The following is a 16,535-nucleotide window of genomic DNA, read 5'->3' as shown; positions in this document are numbered from 1 at the left end:
CCTGTCAGAGGCCGGACAAACGAGAGACACAGGCCTGCACCTGCTGTCAATTACAGGCGCGCCGCGGCTGCGCACAGCTTGCCCCTGCTTGGCCTTTGCGGCCCTTGTTGCTCGTTTGGTTGCCCTGCCTCGGGTCATAATTAACAAAGCCTTAACATAAAATTTTACGTGAGTCAGATTGGCCTGGGCGCATCTGCAAAACCGCAGCTTTTGCGCCACATTCCCTGCCGCAGCGGCGAATTGCACAGCGCCCCGATCCGCGCTAGGCCTGTGTGCACTCGTAATTCAGGAGCCCGCCCATGCCGCAAACCGATCCCGCCCGCCTGACTGCCGACCTGATCCGCTGTCCGTCGGTGACGCCCGAGGAAGGCGGCGCGCTGGTGCTGCTGGAGAAACTGCTGAGCGGCGCAGGTTTTGAGTGCGCCCGAACTGATCGCGGTGATGTTTCCAACCTGTTTGCCCGCTGGGGCGCCAAGGGCCACGCCAAAACCTTTGGTTTCAACGGTCACACCGATGTTGTTCCCTTGGGGGACGCCGCCGCCTGGACCATGCCGCCTTTTGGCGCAGAAGAGAAAGACGGCTTCATGTACGGCCGCGGCGCCACCGACATGAAGTCGGGGGTCGCTGCATTTGCCGCTGCCGCGATTGATTTTGTGCGGGATACACCGCCGGACGGCGCCATCATCCTGACCATCACCGGCGACGAGGAAGGCGACGCCGTGGACGGCACCACCGCGCTGCTGGATTACATGGACCGCGAAGGCGAGCAGATGTCGGTTTGCCTGGTGGGGGAACCCACCTGCCCCGATGAGATGGGCGAGATGATCAAGATCGGCCGCCGCGGCTCTCTCACTGCATGGTTCACGGTCACCGGCGTGCAGGGGCATTCGGCCTATCCGCACCGCGCCAACAACCCGCTGAACGCGATGGCGCGGCTGATGGACCACCTGGCCAGCCATGAGCTGGACAAGGGCACCGATCATTTTGATGCCTCGACGCTGGCGGTCGTTACCATCGACACCGGCAACCCGGCCACCAATGTGATCCCGGCACAGGCGGCCTCAACCGTCAACATCCGCTTCAACGATTCTCACAGCGGCGCCAGCCTGCGCGCGTGGCTGCAAGGCGAGGCTGACAAAGTGGCCGCCGAATTCGGTGTTGAAATCGGGATTAAGGTAAAAGTCTCCGGCGAAAGCTTCATCACCCCGCCGGGTGTGCTGTCAGATCTGGTTTCAGCGGCGGTGGAGGCGGAAACGGGCCGCAAACCTGACCTCTCGACCACTGGCGGCACGTCGGATGCGCGTTTCGTCAAGAATCACTGCCCGGTGGTAGAATTCGGCCTGGTCGGCAAAACCATGCATCAGGTGGACGAACGGGTGGAGGTCGCCCAGATCCACCAGCTGAAATCCATCTACACGCGCATTCTGCAGGATTTCTTCGCATGAGCCTGAGCATGGCAGTCACGGACGATCTTGAGACCTGCTTTGCTCTGCGCCACCAGGTGTTTGTGGTGGAGCAAGGGGTACCGTTGGAAGAGGAACAGGACACGCTGGATGCCTCTGCCACCCACCTGCTGGCCGTTCAGGACGGTGATCCGGTGGGAACCGCGCGGATTGTCTTCAAAGGCGACACCGCCAAGATCGGCCGGGTCTGCGTGCTGCAGTCTACCCGCGGCACCGGACTGGGTGCCAAGCTGATTGAAGCGGCGGTGGAAACCGCGCGGACCAAACCGGGCATATCCAAAGCCAAGCTGGGCGCGCAGCTCCATGCCATCGGGTTCTATGAAAAGCTCGGGTTCACCGCCTTTGGCCCGGTCTATGACGATGCCGGCATCGACCACCGGGACATGCTGCGCGATTTCACGTGAAACGGACCCTGATCATCATGGTCAAGGAGCCGCGCCCGGGCCGGGTCAAGACCCGGCTGGGCCGGGATATAGGCGTGATCCCGGCAACCTGGTGGTTCCGCCACCAATCCGCCCGGCTGATGCGGCGATTGCGCGATCCGCGCTGGCAGGTTGTGCTGGCGGCAGCCCCCGGCATCGCGGTGAATTCAAAGGTATGGCCCGCTGATCTGCCCCGCCTGCCGCAAGGCAATGGCGACCTGGGCCAGCGGATGAAGCGGATGCTGCAATCTGTGCCTGGCCCTGTCTGCCTGATCGGCGCTGACATCCCCGGCATCACCCGCCCCCATATCGCCCGCGCCTTTGCAGTCCTTGGTGATCACGACGCTGTCTTTGGCCCCGCGGAGGATGGCGGTTACTGGCTGGCGGGCGCCCAGCACCCGGCCCGCCTGCCCCACGGTCTGTTTCAAAACACCCGCTGGTCAACGGAACATGCGCTGGCTGATACGCTGCAGACCCTGCCCGGATACCGCATCGCCCTGACTGATACCCTGCGCGACGTCGACACCGCCGCCGATCTGCCCCGCCGCTAAGCTGCGCTTTTCACCATGACGCCGCCTCCGCGCCATGCTACGCGGGAGGTATGAGCCGTATTCCCTCCAAGGCCGAAATCCTCGACTGGATCTCCGCCAACCCGACCCATACCTCCAAGCGCGACATCGCCAAGGCCTTTGGCATCAAGGGCGCCGACCGCATCGACCTCAAGCGCATCCTGAAGGAGCTGGAGGGTGAGGGCCACTTGCAGAAGCGCAAGAAGACCTACCGCGACCCGGACCAGCTGCCGCCGGTGACCGTGCTGCAGGTAAAGGCGCCGGACGATAATGGCGACCTGTATGGTCGGCCGCTGGAATGGCACGGCGAAGGGGTGGAACCGGTTATTCTGATCCTCCCCCGCGCCTCCGACCCGGCCCTGGGCGAAGGCGACAAAATCCTGGCCAAGCTGCAGCAGGTGCCGGATCAGGACCACAATTACGAGGCCCGGCTGATCCGCCGCATCGGCAGCAATCCGAAACGGGTGCTGGGCATTTTCCGCGCCGGTTCCGAAGGTGGACGGATTGTGCCGATCGACAAGGCCGCCTCCAGCGAATGGATGGTAGCCCCGGACGCCATCAACGGCGCCAAAGACGGCGAGCTGATCGAAGCCGAACAGGCAGGCCCCAAGGGCCGCATGGGCCTGCCGCGCGCGCGGATCGTGGAACGGCTGGGCGACCCGGCAGCACCAAAGGCGGTGTCGCTGATTGCCATTCATCAGCATGGTATCCCCGATCACTTCCCCGATCCGGTCATGGCCGAGGCCGATGCCGCCAAGCCGATGGGCCTCAAGGGCCGCGAAGACCTGCGCGAGCTGCCGCTGGTTACCATCGACCCCGCAGATGCGCGCGATCATGACGACGCCTGCTTTGCCCATGCTGACGACGACCCGAAAAACCCGGGCGGCCATGTGATCTGGGTGGCGATTGCCGATGTGGCGGCCTATGTGCGCCCCGGCTCTGCGCTGGACCGCGAGGCGCGCAAACGCGGCAACTCCAGCTATTTCCCGGACCGGGTGGTGCCGATGCTGCCGGACCGGCTGTCGGGCGATCTGTGCAGCTTGCACGAAGGGGTGCCGCGCGCCTGTATCGCGGTGCGGATGCAGGTGGACGCCGATGGCAACAAGATCGGACACCGGTTTGTGCGCGGGCTGATGCGCTCTGCCGCCTCGCTGCATTACGCCGAGGTGCAGGAGGCCATGGACGGCACTCCGAACGAAAAGACCACTCCTTTTGTGGAAGATGTGATCAAGCCGCTTTTCGCCGCATATCAGGCTCTAATAAGAGCGCGTGCGGTGCGGGAACCCCTGGACTTGGACCTGCCGGAGCGCAAAATCATCCTGGATGACGCTGGTCAGGTCACCTCGGTTGCCTTCCGCGACCGGCTGGATGCGCACAAGCTGATTGAGGAGTTCATGATCCTCGCCAATGTCGCCGCGGCGGAGACGCTGATCAAGAAACGCTCGCCGCTGCTGTTCCGGGTGCATGAGGAACCGGCGCAGGAAAAGCTGGAAGCACTGCGCGAAACCGCCCGCGCGGCAGGGTTGAACCTGGCCAAGGGCCAGGTGCTGCAAACCCGGCATCTGAATGCGCTGCTGAACCACGCGGCGGGAACCGATGAGGCGGAGCTGATCAACATCTCCACCCTGCGGTCGATGCAGCAGGCCTATTACAACCCGGAGAACTTTGGCCATTTCGGCCTGGCACTCAAGAACTACGCACATTTCACCTCGCCGATCCGCCGCTATGCCGATCTGATCGTGCACCGTTCGCTGGTCTCCTCGCATGGCTGGGGCGACGATGGGCTGGACGAAGCCCAGATTGAACGGCTGGAGGACACCGCCACCCATATCTCTGACACCGAACGGCGGTCGATGATTGCTGAACGGGACACCACCGACCGTTATCTGGCGTCCTACCTCAGTGAACGGGTAGGCAATGAATTCGAAGGCCGGATCAGCGGTATTGCCCGGTTCGGGGCCTTTGTGAAACTGGATGAGACCGGCGCCGACGGATTGGTCCCGGTGCGCTCGATCGGGCGGGAGTTTTTCCATTTCGACGCCCAGGCCGGCACGCTGATGGGGGCCGATACAGGCATGACCCTGGCCATCGGCCAACGGGTCACCGTGCGGCTGGTTCAGGCGGCACCGGTGACCGGTGGGCTGGAGCTGGAGTTGCTGGCAATTGAAAACCTGGAACTGCCCAAGGGCGGCGGATCCCGCAAAGGCGGACGGCGCAGCCCGGCAGGCCGCACCGTCAAGCGCAAGGCAGCAAAGTCCAAGCACAAAGGCGCCAAAGTAAAACGCAAAGTTGAACGCAAGCGGCGGGAATAAGCAGCTGTCCCCGCGGGGACAGCCTGGTTTTCGATCAGGCCGGGATCTCTAACGGCGGCCGGATACGGTAGGTCAGCGCGCGCTTGATCAGCCACCCATGGCGAATGGGTTCGACCTCGGCGGGATCGTTGAACAGAACTGCTCGGGTGCCCTCGAACCGGTCCCAGGCCGGGAAGGCAGCGGCAAACTCCGGAATCAGCCGGCTTTGGCAATGTACAAACAGCGCAAAACGCGCACCCTTGGGCACCCCCAGCCGGAGGGTGGTGCCGGTTTTGCGCTCGGGGGTGAGATAGGAAGGCTGGCCCCAGCGCAGGGCTTCCTCGACCCGCCCGGCCTCTGGCGTTTGCGCCGCGGTGTCGAAGATCAATCCGCGCAGCGCCAGCAGGCCGACGCGGGCCTGCGGGTCCAGCACATCAAAGGCGGCCTCAATTCCGGGACTGGCAAAGGGCGGGATCATGGCAACGGCACCGTTTCAAACACGCGATCAACATAAGGCTGCAGGACCGTATCGTCGAGGATACGGCTGACCAGCGCGGTGCGGACAGGTGTTGTCCCCATCGCCTGCAACATGGAAGCGACGCTGAAATCGGCACTGGAGATCTGGGCGCCAAACAGGAAATCCTGCCCTTTCAGCAAGTCGGCGAAGGCCCGCAGATCCTGGTCCAGACGCTGACTGCGTTCGGCGTCGCTGAACCGGGCAGTGCCCTGGAACATCAGCCCGTTATGGACCGACTTGCGGATTGAACTGGTCACCGGGCGGCGGATCAGGGCCGGGATCTCGTGAAAATAGCTGTCGCGGATCGTCGGCCAGACCGCATCATTGTCCCAGCGGTCGCGCACCACGTGGAAATAAAGCGTATCCTCGGCCATGCGGATCAGCAAATGCGCCTGGGCCCGGTCCCGTGTTCCGAGTGCAGCATCAAAATCCGTGCCCTGCTGCTCCAGCCAGGCACGGATTGCGCTGCTGTCCGGCACCAGCCCGCCTGGCGTGCGCAGCACAGGCAGCTTGCGGTGCGGCATCTTACGGGGATCGTTCAGGTCTTCACGGGTCCAGGTTTGGCCAGCATAGGCCAACAGCAAGGCTGCCTTGACGCAAAACGGGCTGAGGCTGAAAACGGTGTCATTTCGGGGATAGGTAAGAAGGGTCAGCATTCCGGGCTCCTGTCATCTCGGGTTGCTGACAGCCTAGATCGGCATGGTGACAAAAACTGTCATCAGTCGTAGAGAGAATGGGTCATGTCCCGAACCCACCGCCTTTTCCAGCTGATGCAGGCCCTGCGCCTTGGACCTGGACCGCATACTGCGGCACGGCTGGGCGACGAACTTGGGGTATCCGCCCGCAGCATTCACCGTGACATCGCCACCCTGCGTGAGATGGGTGCCGTGATCGACGGCGAGGCGGGTTATGGGTTTACCCTGATCGAGGACAACGCGCTGCCGCCGATGGGGTTTCGCGACACCGAACTGGAAGCGCTGGTCCTCGGCCTGCGCGAAGTTGAACAGATCGGCGATCCCGAGCTGGCCACCGCAGCCTCGGAAGCGTTGCGCAAGCTGCAGGCGCGGCTGCCGCCGCGGCAGGCCCACCGGCTGCGCCACGCGGTGCTGGCGCCCTACCGCTTCGACAGGCCCATTCCGCCCGCGATTTCGGCACAGGAGTTGCGTCAGGCCACCTGGGACGAGGTGGAGGTGCGCTTTGGCTATACTGACGGGCATGGCGCGGTGACCGAGCGGCAAGTGAAGCCGCTGAGCGTGGTTTATTTCGACCGCTCGACCGTGCTGATTGCCTGGTGCTGCCTGCGCGAGGCGATACGCGTGTTCCGGCTGGACCGGATGCAGACCTTGCAAGTTACGGGGCAAAGCTTCCGCCCGCACCGGGTGCCGATGCTGCGGGACGCGCTGGAGCAGTTCCGCCAAGAGCACCGGCAGGCGGCCCGCCGCACATGCAATGACTGACCTCTTTACCCGGACGGCACCGCCGCTAGACTGGAGGGGAGCAGTGATAATGAGGTGCAACATGCGCAAATGGGTTGCAGCGTCCCTGGTAGCAGGCGGCGCCATGGCGGCAGAAGCCGCACCGGACAGTTCCCTGAGGCCCGCCCAGCGGCCAGGGCTTCTTGAACAAGAGGTACAGGGCGAAGCCATTCAATTGGCTGCAGCCACAGCCATGCGACCTGCGGCAAGGCCTGCGGCCGCCATCCAAAAGCCTGAGCTTGCCGCTGCTGACTTGAATTTCCAAGGCTGGATCAAAGCGTTCCGCAGCCGTGCCAAAGCGCAGGGCGTCAGCGCACCGGTGCTGGACAGTGCCTTTGCCGGGGTCAGTTATGATGCTGAGGTGATCCGCCGCGACCGCAACCAGTCGGAATTCACCAAGACGATCTGGGACTATCTGGACAGCGCCGCCTCAGAGCTGCGGGTGAAAAACGGCAAGGCGGCACTGCAGGCACAGCGCGCCCGGCTGAATCAAATCGAAGCAACCTATGGCGTCGAAAAAGAGATCGTGGTGGCGGTCTGGGGATTGGAAAGCAGCTATGGCACGTTCCGCGGCAAGATGGATGTGATCCGTTCCTTGGCGACACTGGCCTTTGACGGGCGGCGCGGGGCGTTTTTCGAGGGTCAACTGGTGGCCGCGCTGAAGATCCTTCAAGCCGGTGACGTCGCCGCCCGCAAGATGACCGGCAGCTGGGCTGGCGCGATGGGACACACCCAGTTCATCCCGACATCGTACCTGGATTACGCAGTGGATTTCACCGGCGACGGCAAGCGCGACATCTGGTCGGACAATCCTGCTGATGCGCTGGCGTCGACCGCGGCTTACCTCAAAAAATTCGGCTGGGTGAAGGGGCAGCCTTGGGGCGTGGAAGTGTCCCTGCCCGAAGGGTTTGACTATACCCTGGCAGACCGGGAGATCGAAAAGCCGGCGTCAGACTGGGCTGCTCTTGGCATCAAGGGCCTGGACGGGCGCCCGGTTTCTGATCACGGTCCTTCTGCGATCCTGTTGCCTGCGGGCAGTGAGGGGGCGGCCTTTATGATCTTTGGGAATTTCGCCGTCCTGGAACGCTACAATACCGCCGATGCCTATGTGATCGGTGTCGGTCATCTGGCTGACCGGATCAAGGGCGGCGCGCCGATCCAGGGCAGCTGGCCGCGCAGCGACCGGGCGCTGACCCTGTCCGAGCGGAAAGAAATGCAGCAGCGGCTGACCCGTGCGGGTTTTGATACTGATGGCATTGATGGCAAGATCGGGCCAAAGACTATCGGCGCGGTGCGTGCCTATCAGGTCGCCAAAGGCCTGACACCGGACGGATATGCCTCGCCAAGGCTGCTGGAAGACCTGCGGTAGCAGGAGGGGGCCAGCCCCCTCTTGGCCTAACGGCCAATTCACTCCCGGGATATTTTTCGCCAGATGAACAAGGGAAAGGCCCCGCTTGGCGGGGCCTTTGCTGGTTTGAAGGTCAGGCAATCAGATCAGCCGGGGGACATGCCGCGCAGGCGCTCGGAGCGGCGGCGCAGCATCTCCACCGCAGCCAGCAGCATGATGGAGATCGCAACCAGCAGGGTTGCCACAGCCAGAATGGTTGGCGAAATCTGCTCACGCAGGCCGATGAACATCTGCCAAGGCAATGTCTTCTGCCCGGCTGAACCAACAAACAGCACCACGACAACTTCGTCAAAAGAGGTGATGAAGGCGAACAGGCCGCCCGAAATAACCCCGGGCAAGATCAGCGGCATCTGCACCCTGAAGAAGGTGGTGACCGGATCCGCACCCATATTGGCCGCGGCGCGGGTCAGCGAGCGGTCAAAGCCCACCAGGGTTGCCGTCACCGTGATGATCACAAACGGAATGCCCAATGCGGCATGCGCCAGCACCACACCAATGTAGGTCCCCTGCAGGCCAATACGGCTGTAGAAGAAATACATGCCGGCCGCGGAGATGATCAGCGGCACGATCATCGGCGAAATCAGGATCGCCATGATCGCCCGGCGGAACGGCACATGCGGCTGGCTGAGGCCGATGGCTGCCAACGTGCCGAAGGTCACCGAGACAATGGTCGCCATCGGCGCGATCTTCAGCGAGTTCCACATCGCCGACTGCCAGGAGTCATTGCTGAAGAAATCGCGGTAGTGTTTCAGCGAGTATCCTTCGGGATCCAGCCGCAGCATTTCCGGCGTGAAGGTGAAGAAGTCCTGCGCATTAAAGCTGAGCGGGATGATCACCACGATCGGCGCGATCAGGAAAAAGAACACCAATCCGCAGATGACCCGGAAGGAATAGTACCAGGCACGCTGGCCGGTGGTTGCATAAGGAGGAAGTGCGCTCATGTCCGTTATCCCAGCTTCACGTTATCGATGCCGACGATCTTGTCGTAGACCCAGTAGAGGGCCAGAACCACCGCCAGAAGGATTGCGCCCAGTGCCGCGCCCAAACCCCAGTTGCCCGACGTCGAGATGTGGTAGGCGATCAGGTTCGAAATAAAGGTGCCTTTGGTGCCGCCGACCAGGGCCGGAGTGATGTAGTAGCCAACAGCCAGGATGAAGACGAGGATCGATCCGGCGCCGATGCCCGGCACGGTTTGCGGGAAGTAAACGCGCCAGAACGCAGTCCAGTCGGTCGCCCCGAGGGATTTGGCGGCGCGCAAGTAAGACGGGTTGATTGTTTGCATCACCGAATACATCGGCAGAATCATGAACGGCAGCAGGATATGGGTCATCGCAATGATGGTGCCCAGCTCGTTGTTGATAAGAACCAATCGGTTGGCATCATCCACCAGTCCGATCCAGACCAGCGTATCGTTGATTACCCCCTGCTGCTGCAGCAGGATTTTCCAGGCAGAGGTCCGCACCAGGAGCGATGTCCAGAACGGCAGCAAGACCAGAATCATCAGCAGGTTTGCCTGGCGTGTGGGCAGGTTCGCCAGGATCCAGGCAACCGGGTAGCCCAGCATGATGCAGCTGAAGGTGATGATCAGGGACATCCGCATGGTGCGGATCAGCATGGTGTTGTAGATCCGTTCGTTCTCCGGGCGGATCTCAGGGCCTTCAGCCCCCAAACGCATATCGACTGCGTTCAAAAAGTAACCTGAAGTGAAAGTGCCGGAGTAGGTCTTGATCGTCCGCCAAAGCTCAAGATCGCCCCAGCCGTCGTTCAGTTCTATAAGTTTTTCGCGGAAGGGGCCGTCGTTTGCGATATCCCATTTCTTGACCTTGCGGCCGGATTTGCGGAACACAGACGAGAGGCCCGGGTTTTCATAGTTCAGACGCTTGGCAACTTTGGTGTGGGTCTTCACGTTTGCCGCATCTTTAAGATCGGCGGCCAGAGCGGCAAATGCTGCCTCCTCCGGCAGTTGACCCGATGCAGGGTCCCAGTCTGCCAGAACTTCAACCGTGCGGGGCAGTGTATCCTCGACAATCCGGTTCTCTACCGACCGGAACAGCATGTCCGCCACCGGGAGGATGAATGTTATAAGGATGAACAGCAAGAGCGGCGCGATCAGCAGCAGTGCGCGCAGCTTCTGCATGCGCAGTGCACGCGCCAGGCTGCGCTTGAGCGGCCTGCCGTCGGCCGCCAGCACCGGGCCGGATTGGGTAATATCACTCATTGGGTTCCCCGTCGGGTCTTTATTTTTTTGGGCAGGGGGCCTGTTTCGTTCAGGCCCCCTGCAGTATCTCGGAAACGGTCAGATTACTTGGCCAGCCATGCCTGGAACTTGCCGTTCAGGTCATCGCGGTTGTCTGCCCACCATTCGTAGTCATAGACATGGACGTTACCTGCATTGGCCGGATCAGTCGGCATATGCGGGGCCATGTCGATACCCAGTTCAGCGTGCTTGCCAACCAGCGGCGCCGAGGAGGCACGGGCCGGACCATAGGAGATGTAGGCGGCCTGATCAGCCAGACGCTGGGTGTCGGTGGCGAACTTCAGGAAGTCCATCACGCGCGCCTTGCGGTCTGCAGGCAGTCCAGCCGGAACAACCCAGCCGTCCAGATCAAAGGACTGCATGTCCCAAAGCATGCCGATCGGCTGGTTCTGCTCTGCGATTGCCGAGAACAGGCGGCCGTTAAAGGTCGAGCCCATGACAACTTCGCCGTCGGCCAGCAGCTGCGGAGTTTCCGCACCAGCAGTCCACCAGACGACTTGGTCCTTGATGGTGTCGAGCTTGGCCAACGCACGCTCCACACCTTCGTCGGTGCCCAGAACGTCGTAGATCTCATCCTTGGCGACGCCATCGCAGTAAAGCGACCATTCCATGTTGTCGATCGGGCGCTTCTGCAGCGAGCGCTTGCCCGGGTACTTTTCGGTATCAAAGATCGCGCAGACGGTTTCCGGCTTGTCGATCAGGTCGGTGCGGTAGCCGAATGTGGTCGAATAGACGATCTGCGGCACAAAGCAGTCGCTGACAATCAGATCGCCGAAATCTTCAGACGCCGAGGAGCCATCGGGTGCTGCTGCCAGATCTTCGTCGTGGTTGATTTCTTCGGCCAGGCCTTCGTCGCACAGGCGCATGGAGTCGGAGGCCACAGCGTCCACCAGGTCCCAGGTCACATTGCCGGCTTCGTTCATGGCGCGGATCTTTGCCACGGCCTCAGCCGAGCTTTCGTCCCAGATCACCTTAACGCCGGGGTTAGCGGCCAGATAGGGTTCCACATAGGCTTTCTGCTGGCTGGCCTGATAGGCGCCGCCCCAGGATACCAGTGTCAGCTCATTGGCCATTTCTTCGGCAAAGGCCGAAGGGGCGCAAAGGGCGGTGGTCACCGCCAGTGCAGACATTTTGCTGAGTTTCATAGAGTGTCTCTCCTTGTTGAATTCACAGATGTGAGAATCCCCCGGTCATTCGTCTGCCGGGGGTTTGCGCGCGCGGATCAGGCGTCCAGCGCGCGGCAGTCTTCCGGCAGCCAGCCGATTTCGATCTGCTGACCGGGCTGAAGACGGGTTTGGTCCGGGGCATTCCGGGTCTTGATGATAAACTCATCATTGCCGGCCACCCGCAGACGGGTGCGGAAGATGTCGCCCATATAGATGAACTCCAGCACTTCCGCCTTAAGCGTATGAACACCTTCCTGCAGGCGTTCCTTGTTGTATTCCACCCGTTCGGGGCGGATCGACACGCGGGTGCGCTCGCCAGGACGGGACACGTTGACCGGCTTGCAGTCAATCAGTTCGCCATCGTCCAGCTGCACCAGGGCAATACCGTTGTTGATTTCCTTGACGGTGCCTTCCAGCGTGTTGTTTTCACCAATGAACTGGGCAACAAAACTGTTGTCCGGGCTTTCATACAACTGGTCCGGCGGCGCGATCTGCTGGATCCGGCCATCGTCGAACACGGCGACACGGTCGGACATTGTCAGCGCTTCGGTCTGGTCGTGGGTCACGTAGACCACGGTGATCCCCAGGCTGTGCGCCAGATGGGTGATTTCGAACTGCATTTTTTCGCGCAGCTGCTTATCAAGCGCGCCCAACGGCTCGTCCATCAGAACCAGTTCCGGCTCAAACACCAGCGCGCGGGACAAGGCGACCCGCTGCTGCTGACCGCCCGAAAGCTGCGACGGGCGGCGGCCGCCAAAAGCACCCATTTCCACCATGTCCAGCGCACGCTTCACCTTGGCTTCGCGCTCGGACTTGCCCATCTTGCGCACTTCCAGCGGAAACGAAAGGTTCTCCGCAATCGTCATGTGCGGGAACAGCGCATAGTTCTGGAACACCATGCCAATACCCCGCTTATGCGGCGGAATGTTGTTGATTGACGTTCCGCCCAGGCGAATGTCGCCATGGGTAGCGGTTTCAAATCCTGCCAGCATCATCAGGCAGGTTGTCTTGCCCGAACCGGACGGGCCAAGCATTGTCAGAAACTCGCCCTTGGGCATGGTGAGGTTGAGATCTTTGACAACGAGATTTTCGCCATCATAGCTCTTTTGGACGCGTTCGAATTCAACGAACGCATCGACGTTTGACGCATCAGCCAAAGCAGGCTCCCCGTAGTTTTGTCATTCTGGCAGATTTGCTCTGCACTTATTCGAAGTTAATCACACCGAAGCTATCAAGCGCTAGGTATGAAAAAAATATTCTTTCCATGGCGAGTGTACGAAATTCGTACTTCGGCCCCTCCCCAAGAGGAAATGAACATCCTTAGGGAACCCTAGTCCTGTTCCGGCATGCGGCATCGGACTTTTTGCGACGCAGCCCGGACATTTTGCGCCACATGCTGCAAAACACCAGCCTGAAAACGACCTTTTCAATTCCTCTACCGAAGAAACGGCCCGGCAACATTGTTGCCGGGCCGGGATGAGTCGCAGTTGGAAACGGCACCATTGCGGTAGCCGGGAGGGGAATCAGGCGCTGTGCAGCAAGTCCTGCGCCTTCAGTTCCGCATAGCATTCATCAAGAGATTTGGAGGCGCGTTCGATCAGCACGTCGATTTCCGCGGGCGTGATCACAAGCGGCGGCGAAATGATCATCCGGTCCCCGACATGACGCATCACCAGGTTATTGGCAAAGCAGCGCTCGCGGCAGATATAGCCGACAGTGCCCGCCTCCGCAGCAAAACCCGCGCGGGTCGCCTTGTCCGGGGTCAGCGCGATGGAACCCATCATGCCGGCGATCCTGGCCTCTCCCACCAGCGGATGATCCGCCAGCGCTTCCCATTTTTGTTTGAGATACGGCGCGGCCACATCGCGCACATGGCCGAGGATGTTCTCCTCCTCCATGATGCGCAGATTCTCCAACGCGACAGCCGCCGCCACCGGATGGCCGGAATAGGTGTAGCCGTGGTTGAACTCATCGCCGGCAATCACCGAGGCAACTTCGTCGCTGACAATCGAGCCGCCGATCGGCGCGTAGCCGGAGCTAAGCCCCTTGGCGATGGTCATGATGTCAGGGCGGATGTTCAGGGTCTCGCTGCCGAACCAGTTGCCGGTGCGGCCGAAACCGCAGATGACTTCATCCGCAATCAGCAGGATCTCGTATTTGTCGCAGATGCGCTGGATTTCCGGCCAGTAGCTGTCCGGCGGCACAATCACCCCGCCTGCCCCCTGCACCGGCTCCGCGATAAAGGCGGCAACGCGGTCTTCACCCAATTCCAGGATCGCCTCTTCCAGCTCGCGCGCGCGCTGCAGGCCGAACTCCTCCTCCGGCATATCGCCGCCCTCAGCCCACCAATGCGGCTGGTTGATATGGTGGATATCCGGGATCGGCATACCCCCCTGGGCATGCATACCGCTCATCCCGCCCAAGGAACCGCTGCCGACCGAGGAGCCGTGGTAGCCATTCTTGCGGCTGATAATGACCGACTTCGCAGGCTTGCCCTTCAGCGCCCAATAATGACGCACCATGCGGATGTTGGTATCGTTGGCCTCGGAGCCGGAACCGGCAAAGAACACATTGTTCAGGTCACCCGGCGCCAGTTCGGCGATCTTGGCGGCCAGCGCGATGGCCGGAACATGAGTGGTTTGAAAGAAGGTGTTGTAATACGGCAGTTCACGCATCTGACGGGCGGCGACCTCGGCCAGCTCATCCCGGCCATAACCGATGTTGACGCACCACAGGCCCGCCATCGCATCCAGGATCCGGTTCCCTTCGCTGTCGGTCAGATGCACGCCATCGGCGCGGGTGATGATGCGGGCGCCCTTCTGCGACAGTTCGCCATTGGCGGTGAACGGATGCATGTGATGGGCGGCGTCCAGCGCCTGCAGCTCGGCCGTCGGCATGTGGTTGGTGATAACGGTCATGGGACTCGCTCCTGAGAATGACTGATTGGCACCAGAATATGATCAAATTTCCAGGTGTCAATCGAATCAGTTTGCGGCCTGCAGCCCCTGAACCACATGCTCCATCCCCTCGTAGACGTCCCGCTCCATCGCCAATGCGGCCATTTCCGGGTCCTGCCGCCGCAGCGCCTCCAGTATGTCCTTGTGACGGTCCGGGAAGCTTTGGGTGCCGAGCCGCCCGCTAACCACCCGCAGCGAGGGGCCGAAGCGCAGCCACAGCCGGTCGGCAATGTCACTGAGAATGGGGGCATCCGCATGGGAATAAAGCGCCGTGTGAAAGCTGTAGTTTTGCACCAGGTACCCCGCCACATCGCCTGTCGATATGGCCTTGTCCAGCGCAGTATCAATGGCCACCAGCTGCGCGATACTCACTTCTGCAATCCGCAGTGTTGCCCGGCGGGCAAGTTCGCATTCTATTGTTTTTCTGGCAAAAATAAGCTCCTCAAGGTCACCGGGCCCCAACAAGGGCACCGATACGCGGCGGTTGCCCTGGAACACCAGCGCCCCGTCCGATATCAGCCGCCGGATTGCCTCCCGGACCGGTGTCATGCCGGCCCCCAGCGTCTCCACCAGCCCCTGGATTGTCACCGCTTGGCCGGGCACCAGTTCGCCGAATAGAATCTGCGATCTGAGTGTCTGATAGACGATCTCATGCGCGGGCGGTTTTGCAGGGCTTTCCTGTGCCGCAACGGGTGGTGAAGTGGTCTCGGTCACCTGGGGTTTTCCTCCTCGGTTTTGGCCAGCTTGCACCATCCGGAGCCAAGTGAAAACATAAAGAGTATTGCCGAACGCGACAAAACTTGATCAAATCCTTTCACAGCCGGACCCGGAAGCCGGCATGCACAGGGAGAAATTCATGACACTGAAAACGATGACCATGACTGCCGTCGTTGCCCTTGGCACGGCCGCCGCTGCTACTGCGGAAGAGGTGCGCGTCTACAATTGGTCGGACTATATTGACGAAAGCCTGCTGGAAAAATTCGAAGCCGAAACCGGCATTGATCTGATCTATGATGTCTTTGACAGCAACGAGGTTCTGGAAACCAAGATGCTGGCCGGCGGGTCGGGCTATGACGTTGTTGTGCCGACCGGATCGTTCATGGCGCGCCAGATCCAGGCCGGCGCCTTTCAGAAGCTGGACTCGTCGAAACTGGCCAATGCCGGCAACATGTGGGACGCGATCGAAGAACGCACCGCCCTTTATGATCCCGGCAATGAGTATTCCATCAACTATATGTGGGGCACCACCGGCATCGGCGTGAACATCGCCAAGGTCAAGGAAGCCCTGGGCGAAGATGCCCCGATCGACTCGCTGGAGCTGGTGTTCAACCCGGCCAACATGGAAAAGCTGGCCGGCTGCGGCGTGCATTTCCTGGACGCCCCGGATGAGATGATCCCGGCGGCGCTGAAATATATTGGTGAAGACCCCAACAGCATGGACGCCGATGTGGTGGCCAAGGCGGAACCGGTGCTGCAGGCGATCCGCCCTTATATCACCAAGTTCCACAGTTCTGAGTATATCAATGCACTGGCCAACGGCGATATCTGCGTCGCCTTCGGCTGGTCCGGCGACATTCTGCAGGCGCGCGACCGCGCGGCCGAGGCGGAAAACGGCGTCGAGATCGAGTTCAACGCCCCCAAGGAAGGCGCGCTGATGTGGTTCGACCAAATGGCAATTCCGGTCGACGCTCCGAACCCCGAAGGTGCCCATAAGTTCCTGAATTTCATCATGGATGCGCATAACATGGCGGCGGCGTCCAACTATGTCTATTACGCCAATGGCAACAAGGCGAGCCAGGAGTTCCTGGAACAGGATGTGATCGGCGATCCGGCAATCTATCCCGGCGCCGAGACCGTCAAGAACCTGTACATCAAGGAAGGCTACCCGCCGAAAGTGCAGCGCAAGGCCACCCGCATGTGGACCAAGGTCAAATCCGGCACCTGATCAGCCGGACCTGACCCGCGGGGCGCATCCGCCGCCCCGCATTTCCTGACGCGCCTGGATTCCCC

General features: G+C 61.3%; 14 protein-coding genes and 1 pseudogene. 7 read left to right on the top strand and 8 right to left on the bottom strand.

Going from position 1 to position 16,535, the window contains the following annotated elements; all coding sequences use genetic code 11:
- The first annotated feature begins 299 nt into the window (after nt 1-299).
- From dapE to rnr, 4 genes are read left to right on the top strand one after another with little or no spacing between them, the layout of a single operon-like run.
- Complete coding sequence (dapE, locus tag ETW24_RS20505) at nt 300-1,445, top strand: succinyl-diaminopimelate desuccinylase (protein ID WP_129372755.1); 1,146 nt, start codon at nt 300-302, stop codon at nt 1,443-1,445.
- Nucleotides 1,442-1,867 carry a GNAT family N-acetyltransferase gene (locus tag ETW24_RS20500; protein ID WP_129372754.1) on the top strand — a complete coding sequence of 142 codons (426 nt, stop codon included), beginning with the start codon at nt 1,442-1,444 and terminating at the stop codon, nt 1,865-1,867. Before dapE ends, ETW24_RS20500 begins: the two co-directional genes overlap by 4 nt.
- Nucleotides 1,864-2,436, top strand: a complete 573-nt coding sequence (locus ETW24_RS20495) for a TIGR04282 family arsenosugar biosynthesis glycosyltransferase (protein ID WP_129372753.1) — start codon at nt 1,864-1,866, stop codon at nt 2,434-2,436. The genes ETW24_RS20500 and ETW24_RS20495 overlap by 4 nt, the downstream gene beginning before the upstream one ends.
- 50 nt (nt 2,437-2,486) lie before the next feature.
- Nucleotides 2,487-4,766 (top strand): ribonuclease R, encoded by a 2,280-nt coding sequence (gene rnr / locus ETW24_RS20490; RefSeq protein ID WP_129372752.1) that lies wholly within the window; start codon nt 2,487-2,489, stop codon nt 4,764-4,766.
- 34 nt (nt 4,767-4,800) lie between these two features.
- Here rnr and ETW24_RS20485 read toward each other — a convergent pair whose 3' ends face one another.
- Together ETW24_RS20485 and ETW24_RS20480 are read right to left on the bottom strand one after the other, a co-directional pair.
- Nucleotides 4,801-5,223 carry a DUF1801 domain-containing protein gene (locus ETW24_RS20485; RefSeq protein WP_129372751.1) on the bottom strand — a complete coding sequence of 141 codons (423 nt, stop codon included), beginning with the start codon at nt 5,221-5,223 and terminating at the stop codon, nt 4,801-4,803.
- Entirely contained in the window at nt 5,220-5,918 is a 699-nt protein-coding gene (locus tag ETW24_RS20480) for a glutathione S-transferase family protein (protein WP_129372750.1), read from the bottom strand. Before ETW24_RS20480 ends, ETW24_RS20485 begins: the two co-directional genes overlap by 4 nt.
- Before the next feature lie 84 nt (nt 5,919-6,002).
- Between ETW24_RS20480 and ETW24_RS20475 the strand changes: the two genes are divergently transcribed.
- Complete coding sequence (locus tag ETW24_RS20475; protein ID WP_129372749.1) at nt 6,003-6,719, top strand: helix-turn-helix transcriptional regulator; 717 nt, start codon at nt 6,003-6,005, stop codon at nt 6,717-6,719.
- Nucleotides 6,720-6,780: 61 nt separating this feature from the next.
- Nucleotides 6,781-8,106, top strand: a complete 1,326-nt coding sequence (locus ETW24_RS20470) for a lytic murein transglycosylase (protein ID WP_254695659.1) — start codon at nt 6,781-6,783, stop codon at nt 8,104-8,106.
- Nucleotides 8,107-8,231: 125 nt separating this feature from the next.
- Here the strand turns inward: ETW24_RS20470 and ETW24_RS20465 are convergent.
- The 6 genes and pseudogenes from ETW24_RS20465 to ETW24_RS20440 form a co-directional block, all read right to left on the bottom strand.
- Nucleotides 8,232-9,077: pseudogene (locus ETW24_RS20465) on the bottom strand (ABC transporter permease); the annotation flags it as partial.
- A gap of 14 nt (nt 9,078-9,091) precedes the next feature.
- Nucleotides 9,092-10,363 carry an ABC transporter permease gene (locus ETW24_RS20460; protein ID WP_129372746.1) on the bottom strand — a complete coding sequence of 424 codons (1,272 nt, stop codon included), beginning with the start codon at nt 10,361-10,363 and terminating at the stop codon, nt 9,092-9,094.
- 83 nt (nt 10,364-10,446) lie between these two features.
- The gene (locus ETW24_RS20455; RefSeq protein WP_129372745.1) at nt 10,447-11,547 is read right to left on the bottom strand and encodes an extracellular solute-binding protein; all 1,101 of its coding nucleotides are present in this window, start codon (nt 11,545-11,547) and stop codon (nt 10,447-10,449) included.
- Between the two features lie 77 nt (nt 11,548-11,624).
- Nucleotides 11,625-12,725 (bottom strand): ABC transporter ATP-binding protein, encoded by a 1,101-nt coding sequence (locus ETW24_RS20450; protein ID WP_129372744.1) that lies wholly within the window; start codon nt 12,723-12,725, stop codon nt 11,625-11,627.
- A 366-nt stretch (nt 12,726-13,091) separates the two neighbouring features.
- Nucleotides 13,092-14,486, bottom strand: a complete 1,395-nt coding sequence (locus ETW24_RS20445) for an aspartate aminotransferase family protein (RefSeq protein ID WP_129372743.1) — start codon at nt 14,484-14,486, stop codon at nt 13,092-13,094.
- Nucleotides 14,487-14,552: 66 nt separating this feature from the next.
- Nucleotides 14,553-15,239, bottom strand: a complete 687-nt coding sequence (locus ETW24_RS20440; RefSeq protein WP_254695658.1) for a GntR family transcriptional regulator — start codon at nt 15,237-15,239, stop codon at nt 14,553-14,555.
- Between the two features lie 142 nt (nt 15,240-15,381).
- Between ETW24_RS20440 and ETW24_RS20435 the strand changes: the two genes are divergently transcribed.
- A complete protein-coding gene (locus ETW24_RS20435; protein ID WP_129372741.1) occupies nt 15,382-16,470 on the top strand; it encodes a polyamine ABC transporter substrate-binding protein in 1,089 nt (362 codons plus the stop codon).
- Nucleotides 16,471-16,535: the final 65 nt, after the last annotated feature.

Source organism: Leisingera sp. NJS204 (genome assembly GCF_004123675.1).
Lineage (GTDB): Bacteria > Pseudomonadota > Alphaproteobacteria > Rhodobacterales > Rhodobacteraceae > Leisingera.
The sequence above is the reverse complement of the archived record's forward strand: the minus strand, read 5'-3'. Positions and strand labels throughout refer to the sequence as shown.

What these genes read in the sequence shown, in the direction of transcription:
- ETW24_RS20435 (WP_129372741.1), top strand. Translation starts at nt 15,382, where the DNA reads ATGACACTGAAAACGATGACCATGACTGCCGTCGTTGCCCTTGGCACG.
- ETW24_RS20500 (WP_129372754.1), top strand. Translation starts at nt 1,442, where the DNA reads ATGAGCCTGAGCATGGCAGTCACGGACGATCTTGAGACCTGCTTTGCT.
- ETW24_RS20460 (WP_129372746.1), bottom strand. Translation starts at nt 10,363, where the DNA reads ATGAGTGATATTACCCAATCCGGCCCGGTGCTGGCGGCCGACGGCAGG.
- dapE (WP_129372755.1), top strand. Translation starts at nt 300, where the DNA reads ATGCCGCAAACCGATCCCGCCCGCCTGACTGCCGACCTGATCCGCTGT.
- ETW24_RS20485 (WP_129372751.1), bottom strand. Translation starts at nt 5,223, where the DNA reads ATGATCCCGCCCTTTGCCAGTCCCGGAATTGAGGCCGCCTTTGATGTG.
- ETW24_RS20470 (WP_254695659.1), top strand. Translation starts at nt 6,781, where the DNA reads ATGCGCAAATGGGTTGCAGCGTCCCTGGTAGCAGGCGGCGCCATGGCG.
- ETW24_RS20445 (WP_129372743.1), bottom strand. Translation starts at nt 14,486, where the DNA reads ATGACCGTTATCACCAACCACATGCCGACGGCCGAGCTGCAGGCGCTG.
- ETW24_RS20455 (WP_129372745.1), bottom strand. Translation starts at nt 11,547, where the DNA reads ATGAAACTCAGCAAAATGTCTGCACTGGCGGTGACCACCGCCCTTTGC.
- ETW24_RS20480 (WP_129372750.1), bottom strand. Translation starts at nt 5,918, where the DNA reads ATGCTGACCCTTCTTACCTATCCCCGAAATGACACCGTTTTCAGCCTC.
- rnr (WP_129372752.1), top strand. Translation starts at nt 2,487, where the DNA reads ATGAGCCGTATTCCCTCCAAGGCCGAAATCCTCGACTGGATCTCCGCC.
- ETW24_RS20475 (WP_129372749.1), top strand. Translation starts at nt 6,003, where the DNA reads ATGTCCCGAACCCACCGCCTTTTCCAGCTGATGCAGGCCCTGCGCCTT.